Annotated in this window: 16 protein-coding genes; 4 read left to right on the top strand and 12 right to left on the bottom strand. The window is 46.7% G+C overall.

What is annotated here, in order from left to right; translation table 11 throughout:
- Positions 1 to 97: 97 nt before the first annotated feature.
- The gene (hemB, locus tag AK965_RS08130) at positions 98 to 1159 is read right to left on the bottom strand and encodes a porphobilinogen synthase (protein WP_099079232.1); all 1062 of its coding nucleotides are present in this window, start codon (positions 1157 to 1159) and stop codon (positions 98 to 100) included.
- 187 nt (positions 1160 to 1346) lie between these two features.
- Between hemB and AK965_RS08120 the strand changes: the two genes are divergently transcribed.
- Entirely contained in the window at positions 1347 to 2108 is a 762-nt protein-coding gene (locus AK965_RS08120; RefSeq protein ID WP_099079138.1) for a TatD family hydrolase, read from the top strand.
- Between the two features lie 68 nt (positions 2109 to 2176).
- On the opposite strand, the gene tatC is transcribed toward AK965_RS08120, so the two are convergent.
- The 7 genes from tatC to rmuC form a co-directional block, all read right to left on the bottom strand.
- A complete protein-coding gene (tatC, locus tag AK965_RS08115; RefSeq protein WP_099079137.1) occupies positions 2177 to 2923 on the bottom strand; it encodes a twin-arginine translocase subunit TatC in 747 nt (248 codons plus the stop codon).
- A gap of 66 nt (positions 2924 to 2989) precedes the next feature.
- Entirely contained in the window at positions 2990 to 3391 is a 402-nt protein-coding gene (tatB, locus tag AK965_RS08110; RefSeq protein ID WP_099079136.1) for a Sec-independent protein translocase protein TatB, read from the bottom strand.
- Between the two features lie 3 nt (positions 3392 to 3394).
- Entirely contained in the window at positions 3395 to 3643 is a 249-nt protein-coding gene (tatA, locus tag AK965_RS08105) for a Sec-independent protein translocase subunit TatA (protein WP_099079135.1), read from the bottom strand.
- 48 nt (positions 3644 to 3691) lie between these two features.
- Positions 3692 to 5326, bottom strand: a complete 1635-nt coding sequence (gene ubiB / locus AK965_RS08100) for a ubiquinone biosynthesis regulatory protein kinase UbiB (RefSeq protein WP_099079134.1) — start codon at positions 5324 to 5326, stop codon at positions 3692 to 3694.
- Positions 5323 to 5958 (bottom strand): SCP2 domain-containing protein, encoded by a 636-nt coding sequence (locus AK965_RS08095; protein WP_005448553.1) that lies wholly within the window; start codon positions 5956 to 5958, stop codon positions 5323 to 5325. Before AK965_RS08095 ends, ubiB begins: the two co-directional genes overlap by 4 nt.
- A gap of 11 nt (positions 5959 to 5969) precedes the next feature.
- The gene (gene ubiE, locus AK965_RS08090) at positions 5970 to 6749 is read right to left on the bottom strand and encodes a bifunctional demethylmenaquinone methyltransferase/2-methoxy-6-polyprenyl-1,4-benzoquinol methylase UbiE (protein WP_099079133.1); all 780 of its coding nucleotides are present in this window, start codon (positions 6747 to 6749) and stop codon (positions 5970 to 5972) included.
- Positions 6750 to 6827: 78 nt separating this feature from the next.
- Entirely contained in the window at positions 6828 to 8360 is a 1533-nt protein-coding gene (gene rmuC / locus AK965_RS08085; RefSeq protein ID WP_099079132.1) for a DNA recombination protein RmuC, read from the bottom strand.
- Positions 8361 to 8585: 225 nt separating this feature from the next.
- Between rmuC and AK965_RS08080 the strand changes: the two genes are divergently transcribed.
- Positions 8586 to 9491 carry a DMT family transporter gene (locus AK965_RS08080; protein WP_099079131.1) on the top strand — a complete coding sequence of 302 codons (906 nt, stop codon included), beginning with the start codon at positions 8586 to 8588 and terminating at the stop codon, positions 9489 to 9491.
- A gap of 225 nt (positions 9492 to 9716) precedes the next feature.
- Here the strand turns inward: AK965_RS08080 and AK965_RS08075 are convergent, their stop codons facing one another.
- The 3 genes from AK965_RS08075 to ftnA form a co-directional block, all read right to left on the bottom strand.
- A complete protein-coding gene (locus AK965_RS08075) occupies positions 9717 to 10910 on the bottom strand; it encodes an NAD(P)/FAD-dependent oxidoreductase (protein WP_099079130.1) in 1194 nt (397 codons plus the stop codon).
- Positions 10911 to 11031: 121 nt separating this feature from the next.
- A complete protein-coding gene (gene uspB, locus AK965_RS08070) occupies positions 11032 to 11355 on the bottom strand; it encodes a universal stress protein UspB (protein WP_099079129.1) in 324 nt (107 codons plus the stop codon).
- Positions 11356 to 11441: 86 nt separating this feature from the next.
- Positions 11442 to 11969: a non-heme ferritin gene (gene ftnA, locus AK965_RS08065; protein WP_099079128.1), complete on the bottom strand. Its 528-nt coding sequence runs from the start codon at positions 11967 to 11969 to the stop codon at positions 11442 to 11444.
- A 227-nt stretch (positions 11970 to 12196) separates the two neighbouring features.
- Between ftnA and uspA the strand changes: the two genes are divergently transcribed.
- Together uspA and AK965_RS08055 are read left to right on the top strand one after the other, a co-directional pair.
- Positions 12197 to 12622 (top strand): universal stress protein UspA, encoded by a 426-nt coding sequence (uspA, locus tag AK965_RS08060; protein WP_099079127.1) that lies wholly within the window; start codon positions 12197 to 12199, stop codon positions 12620 to 12622.
- 65 nt (positions 12623 to 12687) lie between these two features.
- A complete protein-coding gene (locus AK965_RS08055; protein ID WP_099079126.1) occupies positions 12688 to 13566 on the top strand; it encodes a carboxylate/amino acid/amine transporter in 879 nt (292 codons plus the stop codon).
- A gap of 77 nt (positions 13567 to 13643) precedes the next feature.
- Here AK965_RS08055 and AK965_RS08050 read toward each other — a convergent pair whose 3' ends face one another.
- On the bottom strand, positions 13644 to 14243 hold the full coding sequence (locus tag AK965_RS08050; protein WP_099079125.1) for a hypothetical protein: 600 nt from the start codon (positions 14241 to 14243) through the stop codon (positions 13644 to 13646).
- Positions 14244 to 14271: the final 28 nt, after the last annotated feature.

The raw sequence follows: 14271 nt of genomic DNA, 5'->3' as shown, positions 1-14271 counted from the left end.
CCCAAGTAACATCAGGTCATGTACTTATGACTGAGGTTACTTGGGTGCATGCAGGCCGACAACTGTTGCTACTCAGGCTTTTCTCATTGAGCGATAATTACTCTTCTGACGCTTCTTGAGTCATATTTAGGTGCTGAGCCGCCTGCCCATTTTCTTGTGCCAACCACTCTGCGACATCTTTAGCAAAGTAAGTTAGGATGCCATCTGCACCAGCACGTTTGAAGCAAAGCAGAGATTCCATTACGGTTTCGCGCTCTTTTAACCAACCGTTCATAATTGCAGCTTTGTGCATCGCGTATTCACCAGAGACTTGGTAAGCAAACGTTGGTACTTGTAGTTCTGTCTTCACACGGCGAACCACATCAAGGTAAGGCATACCAGGCTTCACCATCACCATATCCGCACCTTCATTGATGTCGAGTGCCACTTCGTGTAGCGCCTCATCGCTGTTCGCCGGATCCATTTGGTAATTTTTCTTGTTGCCACCTTTTAGGTTCGACGCCGAACCGACGGCATCACGGAATGGACCGTAGTAGTTTGAGGCATACTTCGCAGAGTAAGCCATGATTTGGGTGTGAATATGACCCGCTTGCTCTAAAGCTTCACGAATTTTACCGATTCGGCCATCCATCATATCTGATGGCGCCACGACGTCTGCGCCCGCTTCTGCATGAGAAAGCGCTTGTTTGACCAGTACTTCTGTCGTTTCATCATTCATCACGTAGCCATTTTCATCAATGATGCCGTCTTGGCCATGAGTCGTAAATGGGTCCAGTGCCACATCGGTGATCACCCCCATTTGAGGTACGTGCTCTTTCAATTCGCGTACTGCACGCTGAACCAAACCTTCAGGGTTGTATGCTTCCGCAGCGCATAAACTTTTCGCGTCTTGGTTTACAACAGGGAAAAGCGCAATGGCTGGCACACCTAGTTTGGCTAAGTAGTGGGCTTCTTCTAGCATTAAATCTATCGATAAACGCTCTACACCCGGCATCGATGCCACACTTTCACGACGATCTTTACCCATCAGAATGAACATTGGGTAAATCAGATCGTTTACTGAAATTTGGTTCTCAGCCATCAGACGACGACTAAAATCGTGCTTACGCATACGACGCATACGGCGCGCAGGGAATGGACCTTGAATTGATACAGACACCATTTTCTCCTTGTCTGGACGGTTAGGATGATCACATCATCTAGTGGGCAAAATCATATCACTGTTGTTCCACCTTGCGAGTAGCAATGTACAAAAAGGCGGTGAAAAAAACTGAAAATGACCCAGCACTCACACTCAAGTATAATTCTCATCAATCCCACTCAACGATGAACCATAGAGACTGACGATGATCGATACCCATGCTCACATTTACGCTAGTGAATTTGATAACGACCGCGATGACGTAGTGAAACGCGCCTTAGAACAAGGCATTAATAAAATCCTGCTGCCGAACATCGATCTAGAATCTATCGAACCCATGCTGAAAACTGAAGCGGTTTATCCTGAGGTTTGTCACTCGATGATGGGGCTGCACCCGTGTTACGTTGACGGCAATGTCGAACATACACTTGAAATAATCCGTGGTTGGTTCGACAAACATTCGTTCATTGCAGTGGGTGAAATTGGCATCGACCTGTACTGGGATAAAACCTTCCGCGCTGAGCAAGAGATGGCGTTTGTCACTCAGTTGAACTGGGCAAAAGAAATGGATTTACCCGTGGTCATTCATACCCGCGATTCCATCGAAGAAACGCTCACTCTGCTGCGCCAAGAACAAGATGGTCGCTTGCGCGGCGTATTCCACTGTTTTGGTGGCAGTATAGAAGAGGCGCAAGCGATTAATGAACTTGGTTTCCATTTAGGTTTGGGTGGCGTATCAACCTTTAAAAACGGCGGTATGGACAAAATCATTCCACATCTAGATATGAACTGGGTCATTCTAGAAACGGATTGCCCTTACTTAGCACCCGTGCCGCATCGTGGTAAACGCAACGAGCCAGCATACACATCATTGGTTGCCGCTCGTGTCGCTGAGTTGACCAACTCAACGGTAGAAGAGATTGATCGCATCACGACTCAAAATGCGACCGCGCTCTTTCGCTTATAACGGTATAAGAGCACCAAGCGATCAAAAAAGCGGCTTCAATAAGCCGCTTTTTTACATTCTGGAATGGATTACTCTTCCACTTCTGCCTCTTCATCTTTGCGAGTGTAAAAGCGAGCAAAGAACAAACCGACTTCAAATAGCAAACACATCGGAATGGCTAGCAAGGTTTGAGAGATAATATCCGGTGGGGTAAGCAACATACCGAACACAAACGCACCCACAATGATGTATGGACGCTTTTCTCTTAAGTCTTGCGGTGTCGTTGCGCCGGTCCAACATAGCAAGATAATTGCCACAGGGACTTCAAACGCGATACCAAATGCCATGAACAGCGCGAGTACAAAGTCGAGGTAACTCGATATATCGGTTGCGAACTCTACGCCACCTAGCGAGATAGCAGTAAAGAAGCCAAACACCAGTGGGAATACCACAAAGTAAGCAAACGCCACACCACAGTAGAACAACAATGAACTAGAAAATAACAGTGGCATGATCAATCGACGTTCATGCTTGTACAAACCTGGCGCAACAAAGGCCCATACTTGGTACAAGATAAACGGCACCGCAATAAACACCGAAGCAATTAACGTCAGCTTCAATGGTGTAAAAAACGGCGAAGCCACATCCGTTGCAATCATAGTTGCACCCTCTGGCAGTCGTTCAACCAATGGGGCTGAGACAAACTCATAGATGTGGTTAGAAAAATAAATTAGCCCGACGAACACCACCAACACTGCCAAGATGGCACGCAATAGTCGGTTACGGAGTTCTAGCAAATGACTAATTAAAGGTTGTGTCTGCTCGACGGTAGACATGGCAAACCTCTTTTATAAAGCTGATCAAAAAGGAGCTACCATCTTGTGTAGCTCCTCCTACTGAGACTATTCGGCTTTTTTATCTGCCGCTGTAACCTTGATCTCTTCCGCTTTCTCAACGGTTTCAGTCGCACTTGCCTCGTGTTTCGTTGGCTCTGCGTCTGATTTGGTTGGCTCTGCGTAAGGGCGGTTTACAGATTGCGCCGCTTTCTTCAGTTCATCGACCGAAGATTTAAGCTCCGGAGACAGATCTTCCATCCCCATTTGCTCTGCTTTGCGCAAATTTTCTTGCAGCTCTTGGACCTTCAGCTCATGTGACAGTTCGTCTTTCACGCTGTTTGCCATGCTCTTAGCAGCACCGACAAAACGAGAAACACTACGAATAGCATGAGGCAAACGCTCCGGACCAAGAACAACCAGACCAACGACAGATATTAATACCAGTTCCCAAAAACCGATATCAAACACTTATTACGCCTGCTCTTTGTCTTTTTTCGTTTCAGGTGCAGCTTCTTTTTGCTGCTGTTTTTCTAAACTTTTTGGCTCGAAGTCTGCGTCTTTTTCTTCTTTCTTCGCAGAGTCATCTTCGCTCATTGCTTTCTTGAAGCCCTTAACGGCACCACCTAGATCGCCACCGATACCACGCAGTTTCTTAGTTCCGAATAGCAATACAACAATTACAGCAATGATTAGAAGTTGCCAAACACTGATACCACCCATTCTTTTTACCTCGGGTCTTTAAACAAATTTATTTTAAGAGTTTAACGTCTAACGACGATAAGCTCGCCAACTAAGCAGCCAAAATGTGACACCAGCGATGCCGCTAGCGACCGATAACTGTTCATAAGCGTGATCCACTAATATTGCCGAGCATACGACTAAAGTGGCTCCAACACCAAATAAAAACTTTCCTGTCGCCTGCTGACGCTTACTCTGACGGTAACCTTGGTAAAGCTGATCCATGCGTTGATTCATGGCTTTACCTTGTTTGAGGCTATCGTAAAGCAGCTCTGGCAGTTCCGGTAGTTTCTCTGCCCAAAATGGCGCACGATCTTTGATGGCATTCACCAAAGCTTGTGGCCCCACCTGGTTCATCATCCACTCTTCAAGGAAAGGTTTCGCGGTCTCCCACAAATCAAGTTGCGGGTACAACTGACGACCAAGGCCTTCCACATACAACAGCGTTTTTTGTAGCAATACAAGTTGCGGCTGCACTTCCATATTGAATCGACGCGCGGTGTTGAACAGGTTCAACAGTACGTGACCGAAAGAGATTTCACACAGTGGTTTAGCGAAAATTGGCTCACACACAATGCGAATCGCAAATTCAAATTCGTCGACGTTGGTATCCGCCGGAACCCACCCCGAGTCAACGTGCAATTCTGCCACGCGACGGTAGTCACGATTAAAGAAGGCGAGGAAGTTTTCCGCCAAATAGCGTTTGTCTTCACTATTAAGTGTACCAACAATCCCGCAATCTAGCCCAATCCACATTGGATTCTCTGGATGCTCGGGTTTAACAAACACGTTGCCCGGGTGCATGTCGGCATGAAAAAAGCTATCTCGGAACACCTGAGTAAAAAACACACTCACGCCGCGTTCCGCGAGCAACTTCATATTCGTACCATTCGCCTTCAAGCCTTCAATATCAGAGACCTGAATACCATATATTCGCTCAGAAACCATGACCGTTTCATTACTGAAGTCAGGAAAAACTTCTGGTACGTACAGTTCTTCACTGCCCTCAAAATTGCGACGCAGTTGGATCGCATTGGCGGCTTCACGACGTAAATCAAGCTCATCCAGCAGCGTTTTTTCGTATTCACGCACCACTTCAACGGGCTTTAAGCGACGAGTTTCGGGCATTGCTCTGGCGACTATACGCGCCATACGATGCATCAGCTTTAGATCGGAATCAATCACCGGACGAATATCTGGACGGATGACCTTTAATACCACTTCTTGGTGAGTATCTTTTAGGCGTGCAGTATGCACCTGAGCAATCGACGCCGACGCCAGTGGCTTAATATCAAAATCAGTAAACCACGTATCTAACGGCCCCCCAAGTGCCAACTCCATTTGCTCCTTCGCTAACTGCCCATCAAATGGCGCGACTTGGTCTTGCAAAAGCGCAAGTGGATCAGCGATATGTGGAGGGAAAAGGTCACGGCGGGTCGACATCATCTGACCAAACTTAATCCAAACCGGACCAAGCTCTTGTAAGGCAAGACGAAGACGCTCGCCCAACGGTTTTTCTGGGTGTTGGTTCTTAATCCAGAATAGGCTTTTGCGCATCAATAGCGGCGCTTTGGTCAGTTGATGCTCAGGCAACAACTCATCCAAGCCGTATTCCAGCTGGACTTTAATGATCTGGTATAAGCGCTTTATTTCTGCTGGCGTCATGAGTTCTCCAGAGCAGGCTTATCCGAATCGAATTTGTTTAGTAGTGCGTTTAGGCGCGCTTCAACACGAGAAGCTTGACTGCGAACGTCATCCACTTGGTCACAGAAGTGGGCGATTTCCAGCGGTGCTGGCGCCAATTTCCACTCTTCCGTCACCACTTGAGCTAGGTGGCGTTGGTGTTTTTCTGCTTGAGAAGCAAAGAAACCGCCGACGTTTTTGGTGCCTTGCACAAAGGTGTGAGCTACGACATCACCCGTCACGCGAGACAACCATTCTTCGATATCTGGTTTGCAATCCACCATCAATTGAGAGAATTTCTGTGCCAATTGGATATCGCCTTCTAACTCAAGTTTATCTTGTTTGATCAGGCGAGTGATGTTGGCTTGATCGCGCAGTTCAGGCAGTACGCTGAGATTCAGCGACAAATAACAATCTGGTTGCCCCTCGTAATTGCCAAGCACATCGATTTGCTGGCTGAAGATAAACGTCAGCGTCTTATTGATTTCTTTCAGATGGATTTGAATCACCTGACCTTTCAGACGTGACAAACGACGACCCAGTTCTGGATCGTCTTTAATCAAGGTGTTCAGCGTTGTTTCAATAACCGCCGTGATAAGAGGTTCAAATGGCATGCCGCTTATCCTTAGAATTTGTAGCCGCGGTGTAACGCCACAATACCACCCGTTAGGTTGTAGTATTTGGTGTTTTCAAAGCCCGCCTCGATCATCATGCCTTCCAGCGTATCTTGATCTGGGTGCATGCGGATCGATTCTGCTAAGTAACGGTAGCTGTCTGCATCGTTCGCCACCAACTCACCCATTTTTGGCAACAGGTGGAAAGAGTACGCGTCATACACTTTTGACAATGGGTCTAGGATTGGTTTTGAGAACTCAAGCACTAACAGACGACCGCCTGGCTTCAATACACGGAACATAGAGCGCAGTGCTTTGTCTTTGTCAGTTACGTTACGTAGACAGAAACTGATCGTGATCACATCAAAGTAATCGTCTGGGAATGGCAGTTCTTCTGCGTTCGCTTGTACGTAATGCACGTTACCCACAATGCCGTTGTCGCGTAGCTTGTCACGACCGACGTTCAGCATCGAGTTGTTAATGTCCGCTAGGATCACATGGCCTTGGTCACCTACAATACGCGAGAATTTCGCGGTTAGGTCACCCGTACCACCACCTAAGTCTAGAATACGCTGGCCTGGACGAGCGCCACTGCAATCAATAGTGAAACGCTTCCAAAGACGGTGGATACCACCTGACATCAGATCGTTCATGATGTCGTATTTCGCTGCCACTGAGTGGAAAACTTCGGCAACTTTGGTCACTTTTTCTTCTTTTGCCACTGTGGTAAAACCAAAGTGGGTAGTGTCATTATCTAACGCTGTATTTGATTGCACGCTTGTGTCCGTCATTCTGATTCCTCTTCGGCAGCACTTTCTCACTTCGGGGCGTTTGCTAATTAATATGGTCGCCCACTGCACTGCGGTCGATTAGTTTACTTTATCCTCAGCCGGATGTCTTTCTACTAAAGAAGCATTTTCCGAAAATGACTCACTCTGCGCCAACTGGGCAAGATCAGGAGAAATAGGACGTTTTACCTCAACACCAAGTTGCTTAAAGCTTTCCGCTTGGCGGATCACGTTGCCACGCCCCGTAGCGAGCTTATTCATCGCCCCTTGGTAAGTTTGATTGGCTTTATCAAGCGCGCCGCCTAACCCCTCCATATCATCAATAAACAGGCGCAATTTGTCGTACAGTTTAGCCGCACGCTCCGCAATCAATTGGGCATTTTCGTTTTGGCGCTCGTTACGCCACAAGTTATCAATCGTGCGCAGTGCCACCAGCAAAGTTGTCGGGCTAACCAAAATGATGTTTTGTTCCATCGCGTCTTTTACCAAACTCGGATCAGCTTGAATCGCGACTTGGAATGCAGGCTCAACCGGAATAAACATCAGTACGTAATCTAGGCTCTGGATGCCTTTTAATTGATGATAATCCTTAAGGCTTAAGCCTTTGATGTGTGAACGCAGCGCGGCAAGGTGTTCGCTCAACGCCTGCCCACGTTGAATATCGCTCTCTGCATTAAAATAGCGCTCGTACGCCACCAGCGCCATTTTCGAATCGACCACCACTTGCTTGTTCTGCGGTAAATGAACAATCACATCCGGTTGATAGCGTTTGCCCGCTTCGTTTTGCAAGCTCACCTGAGTTTGGTATTCGTGCCCTTCGCGCAAGCCAGATTCCGCTAACACGCGAGCCAGAACGACCTCACCCCAGTTGCCTTGCTGCTTGTTGTCACCTTTCAAGGCTTGGGTTAGGTTGACCGCTTCTCGGGTCATGTGTTCGTTCAAGCGTTGCAGGTTCTTCAACTCATGCACCAACGTATGACGCTCTTTGGCTTCTTGGCTAAAGCTGTCGTTAACTTGTTTTTTGAACCCTTCCAACTGCTCTTTCAGTGGAGAAAGCAAACCTTCCAGACTCTGACGGTTTTGCATATCGACTTTGGCGGTTTTCTCTTCGAACAACTGATTCGCTAAGTGTTCAAATTGTTGCTTTAAACGCGACTCTGCGTGTTCCAAAATTTGCAGTTTTTCCGCATTGGCTTGATTGATTTGTTCGTGCCGCGCTTGCTGCTCACCAAGCTGAGTTTCAAGACGCGACTTGTGCTCACGCATCAGCCCTAGCTCATCAAAATACTGCTGACGCTCTTGTTTTACCGCTTCGAAATAGCGCAGTTTTTCCATCGCCGCCATCAATTTTCCGTGCGTTTGACGCACCTCGAAGGCCGCTTTATCGCGTTCATCATCAAGCTCATCTAATTCTTGCTGCGCATCGGACAAACTTTGCTTCACTTGCTCAAGTTGTTGGTGATGAAACTGTTTTTCCGAATGTAATTGCTGTTCAAGCAGCTGAGTTTGCGTGGCAAAATGTTGTTTGACCCACCAACCCACCGTCACACCGCTAACCGTCGCGGCAAAAAGAGAAGAGAAAATGAGAGATTGGTACTCAAGAATCCATTGCATAATAGTGAGTTAGCCTGTGTTTTTTATCTTTAACAATGGTATTTTCATACTGGATAAATGTCCAGTTTGTTGAATAAAAACTCCTCGCATACACTAGATGAGGTTAACCTCAAACGGTTATATTTCACCCGAGAGGTCATCATGCCCTCGAGTTTCTGTACAACATACTCACTCCTGTTCATATTTTCGACAACGAGCAGTACATCATCATTACATAGAGGCATCATGAACGAGCGTCGCGCCCTAGGATTTGGGCTTTCCGCGGTATTACTTTGGTCAACAGTAGCAACCGCATTTAAATTGACTTTGGCGGAATTCACACCGATTCAGATGCTCACCATGGCGAGCATCGTATCCGCCATTGCCCTAACGATGGTGTGTGGTGTGCAAGGCAAGCTCAACCAACTCAGTACCACTTTTCTTTCTAACCCTTGGTATTACTTACTGCTTGGTTTGATTAACCCACTTGCATACTACCTAATCTTATTTAAAGCTTACGCTCTTCTGCCCGCCTCTCAAGCTCAAGCAGTCAACTACAGCTGGGCGATCACACTGACGCTCATGGCGGCCGTTTTCTTGGGGCAAAAAATCCGTGGCAAAGATTGGATTGCCTGCGGTTTTAGTTACTTAGGCGTGATTGTGATTGCCACCAAAGGCAATGTATTGGGAATGGAATTCGAAAGCCCGCTTGGGGTGGGGTTAGCTCTGCTTTCAACCCTGCTTTGGGCAAGTTACTGGATTCTCAACACCAAAAACAAAGCAGACCCTGTGGTGGGCGTACTACTGGGCTTCTTAGTTGCGATTCCTCTTGCGATTGGCTTGAGCCTCTATGAGGGGGCAAGTTGGAGCCAGATTTCTGCCAAAGGTTGGGCTGCGGTGACTTATGTCGGCCTGTTTGAAATGGGGGTGACGTTTGTGCTGTGGCTTACTGCGCTCAAATTGACCGAGAATACGGCGCGTATCAGTAACCTGATTTTTGCATCGCCGTTTATCTCTCTCGCCTTACTTGCGACAATCATCGGCGAAGAGATCCATCCATCCACTTTGATTGGTCTTGTGCTGATCATCAGCGGTTTGGTGATTCAGCAAGTTCGCTGGAGTAAAGCTTCGCAAATATCTGAGCCAAGTTGATAGCAAAAGCTCGGCTTTATCATTTTTCAATGCAACTGAGTCCACCTAAATGGCACTATTGACGTGGACTCTGCCTCTGGCTCTCTCTCAAAAATAAGCAATCTCCTGTGCAAACACCGCGTATTTCATTAGAGGGCACTCCCAAGCGAACATTTAATTTTTTAAGTTCCAAATTGGGCAGAATCGAGATAAAGCTCTACCCAACTTGGTGACGCTCATTCGGTATTACGCCCACTGACCTGCCACAAAACCACTCGACCAGCACCATTGGAAATTGTAGCCACCAAGCCAACCGGTCACGTCCATCACTTCGCCGATAAAGTACAAGCCTTTGATGTTTATACATTCCATGGTTTTTGATGACAGATGATCAGTATCGACACCACCTAAAGTAACTTCAGCCGTACGGTAGCCTTCGGTACCATTTGGTGCCACGGTCCAGTTTTCTAGACGCTCAACAATGGCAGCCATCTCTTTTGGATTAAATTGCTTAAGTGGCTTGTCTGCCAGCTCTTTACGTTCAACCAGTACTTCCACCAAGCGCTTTGGCAGCACTTTGGCGAGGGTATTCTTAAGAGACTGGTTTGGGTGATTTTCGCGGCTATATTCTAATAATTCAGCCACGTCGTCATTTGGCACGAGGTTAATTATCACCTTCTGGCCTGCTTTCCAGAACGATGAAATCTGTAGAACGGATGGACCAGACAAACCACGATGCGTAAACAGCAAGGCTTCTTTGAACATGGTGCCATCTTGCGCGGTGATTTCGGCCGGGATCGCAATGCCCGATAACTCAGCGAAATCTTCTTTGTCTTCTTTATGCAAAGTGAAAGGCACCAGACCTGCTGTTGTCGTGATCACCGGGATCTCAAACTGCTCGGCAATCTTGTAACCAAATGGTGTTGCGCCCAACTTTGGCATTGATAACCCGCCCGTAGCTACCACCAGAGACTCACACTCAATGATGTCTGTTCCTGCGTATAAACGGAAACCCGCATCGGTTTTTTCGATTGAGTGCACGTCACAGTGGTAACGCTGCTGGACGTTTGGCATGTCGCACTCTGCCAACAGCATCTTTACGATGTCTTTTGCCGTAAACGCATCAACACAGAATAGCTGTCCGTGATCGCGCTCTTCAAACTCAATTCCATACTTGCTGACCATTGAGATGAAATCCCAGTTGGTGTATTGGGACAGGGCCGATTTCACAAAATGTGGGTTTTGGCACAAGTAGTTGCTCGCTGAGACATCATAGTTGGTAAAGTTACAGCGCCCACCACCAGAGATGAGGATTTTACGTCCCGGCTTTTTGGCATGATCCAGCACGAGTACACTGCGGCCTCGTTTGCCCGCTTCTGCGGCACACATCAAACCCGCAGCACCTGCACCAATTACAACAACATCAAATTTCTTACTCATCGGGTAGCTCTTATGCCCTGCTATACAAAATAAAAAAGGATGTGCTAAATGCACATCCTTGCTTTCGATAAACGCTATTCTAATGGGAAAAGCGCTTAAATTCCAAGTGCCGCTTTTAGACCTAAAGAATAAAGGCCGCTAACAGGGTGACACCAAGTAAAACCGTCGAGAGTACGAACAGTTCACGTACTCTCTCACATTTACCGGTAAACAGTTCATCATGATGATGATGATACTCTTTACTCTTAATGTAGTGAAACAAACGCACCTGCTTAGTCACATTTCCGTGAGTGGTGAAGAACCCATTACCATCCACTTGCTGATAAAGCAAAGGATGCGCTTCACGCATAATGTGAATTAGAGAACGAAGAGCGGTGAGATACCGGACCATGTTGACGCCCGTTACTACCATTAGCGCAAATAAGATTGTGTCTCCACTGATCATCTTTCCTCCCTACACCTTCAATGATGCTCAAAAGAAAAAGACGACTGCTTCGTCCTTTACCCGCTGTCTCCTGCGCTCAGAACGCTTTATCCAGCAGGAGCATCCATGATTGAAGATGAACCTTCTTTTGCCATTTGTGCTAGATCTTTGTCGATAAAGAACAGAGCCTTACCATCTTCACCAACCAGTTCTATCTTGTCTAAAATCCCTTTAAACAACTTCTCTTCTTCGTGCTGTTCAGCCACGTACCACTGTAGGAAGTTAAACGTCGAGTAATCTTGGCTTGTAAAAGCACCATGCGCCAACTTATTGATTTTTCCGGTGATCATTTTCTCATGCTCGTAAGTTTCACGGAAAACATCACCTAGGCTGGCAAAATCATGCTTTGGTGCTTCAATCGCACCCAGAATTGGCATTGAGCCAGTTTCACTGACATAGGTGAACAGACGTTGCATGTGCTCCATCTCTTCTACTGCGTGAGCGCGCAAAAGTTCAGCCGCACCTTCAAATCCTTTGTCTTCACACCAAGCACTCATTTGTAAGTATAGATTGGATGAGAAAAATTCTAGATTAATTTGCTCATTCAATTGTGCAACCATAGTTTGAGACAGCATGTTAACTCCTATTTATATGCATGCGTATAACGCCACTATAACATGATTACTATGGCAAAGGTTTGTGCCAAAAATAATGATATGAGATCACTTCAGCAAAATTTTCTGGGACTTAGTGCTAATCTGAAACTATGCCCAAGTGACATCAAGATGTAGGATTCAAAGCCTTGATACTGGTTTCCGTTCGAAGTTACTTGGATATTTTATCCCATCAAGGAGAGTGCAATATGAGTTACAAACACATACTTGTAGCCGTCGACCTATCTGACGACAGTAAAGTGTTGATCAATAAAGCCGTGTCGCTGGCTAAACCTCTGGATGCGAAAGTCTCTTTCATTCATATCGATGTGAATTACGCCGAACTCTACACTGGGCTTATCGACATCAACATGGCAGAAGCCCAACATCAAGCGATGGAAGCGTCACGAACTCAACTCGCCAATTTTGAAGAATACGCGGAATACCCTATCACACATACGCTTGTGGGTAGCGGCGACCTTAACAATGAGTTGTGCGATACTATTAATGAATACAACATCGACTTAGTGGTATGTGGCCACCATCAAGACTTCTGGAGCAAGATTCTATCTTCAACGCGCCAACTGATTAACTGCTCCCCTATCGATATGCTGGTCGTACCGCTGAAAGATTAATTGGCGCAGCAATAAAACTTGGTTAGACTGCGGGCAACTTTTGTTGTTGATAAAGATTCTCATCCATGGCTTATCTCTCTGCAGTCACCCTACTTTGGGCATTCTCATTTAGCCTGATCGGCGTTTACCTTGCCGGTCAGGTTGACTCCTGGTTCTCCGTGCTGATGCGCGTTGCACTGGCAAGCGTCGTTTTCATTCCTTTCTTAAAATTCCGTGGCGTAAGCAAATCCCTGATCGTGAAATTGATGATTGTCGGTGGCTTCCAGCTCGGCTTGATGTACTGCTTCTACTACCAGTCTTTTCTGCTCCTCTCTGTACCAGAAGTATTGCTGTTTACAGTGTTCACCCCTATTTACGTCACTTTGATTTATGACTTCCTAAAAGGACGCTTTTCACCCTGGTATTTGGTCACAGCAATGATTGCCGTCGCAGGTGCTGCGTGGATTAAATTTGCAAGTATCAATGAGCACTTTTTGATGGGCTTTTTGGTCGTACAAGGGGCAAATCTGTGTTTTGCCATCGGTCAGGTCGGCTACAAATACATCATGGAAACCGAATCGGTTGAGCTACCTCAGCACACGGTGTTTGGTTATTTCTACCTCGGCGCATTATGCGTGGCGACCATTGCGTTTGCTTTAATGGGCAACTTAGACAAGATGCCAACCACGGCAACGCAATGGGGCATTCTGACTTACCTCGGCTTAATCGCATCAGGCTTTGGTTACTTTGCGTGGAACAAAGGCGCAACCATGGTCAACGCAGGTGCGCTAGCAGTGATGAACAATGCATTGGTTCCTGCAGGCCTGATTGTGAACATCGTGATCTGGAACCGCGATGTTGATGTAATGCGACTAGCGATTGGCGGGGCGATCATCATGCTGTCGCTGTGGATTAACGAGACTTGGGTGAAAAAGCATGTCGAGATGAGTTACGCCAACAAATAACCCTATAATAAAAAACACGCCCTCTCATCAGGGGCGCGTTTTTTTAAAACCTGTCGCTAAGAAGGTGAACGCGAGTTTTAATGCATGGGTGTTTGCCGTTTATCGCTCATCAAAGTGTTTGGTGATGTTGGTAACAGCACCTCTAGTTTGGCGTTGCGCGCTTCCAATTTTCGCTGACGTTTAAGTAACTTTCGCTGTTTTTTAGCTAATTTAAGCAACTTTTCCTGCTGCTTGTAGTGTTTCTTAACCGCTTTCTTCGCCTTCTTCAGCGCTTTCTTATCTGACAAATCAAACATAGCTGGCGCATCGAGCTTGATTGCTGATGTAACGGCAGCGACTTTCGCTGCCAGCTTTTTCTCTTTCACTCGTTCCACCACACGCTTCACAATCGCCGCTTTCTCTGCGCTTTGATCAGAAGTCATGATGATTGATGTGTCTTGAGTGAGTGATGGGGTTGGCAGTGCTTCCGCCAACAAACCACAAGCCTGTTGCTCGGACAGCAACTTGTCTTGGCACTTTTGAGGAGGAATCGCAGCAGGCTTGCATAACGTGTCTTTCGATGCAGAAGAACGCGCACAAGAGCGACAAACAAACTTAGGCGCGACGACGAGACGGTGAATATCACCCAAACTCTCAGCAATCTGCTTGCGGTTCATCTTACATAAACGTTTAGCCATACTACTTCTCCAACGTCCCAATTATCGA

This window comes from Vibrio sp. PID17_43 (genome assembly GCF_002608565.1).
In the GTDB taxonomy this organism is placed as follows: Bacteria; Pseudomonadota; Gammaproteobacteria; order Enterobacterales; family Vibrionaceae; genus Vibrio.
The sequence above is the reverse complement of the archived record's forward strand: the minus strand, read 5'-3'. Positions and strand labels throughout refer to the sequence as shown.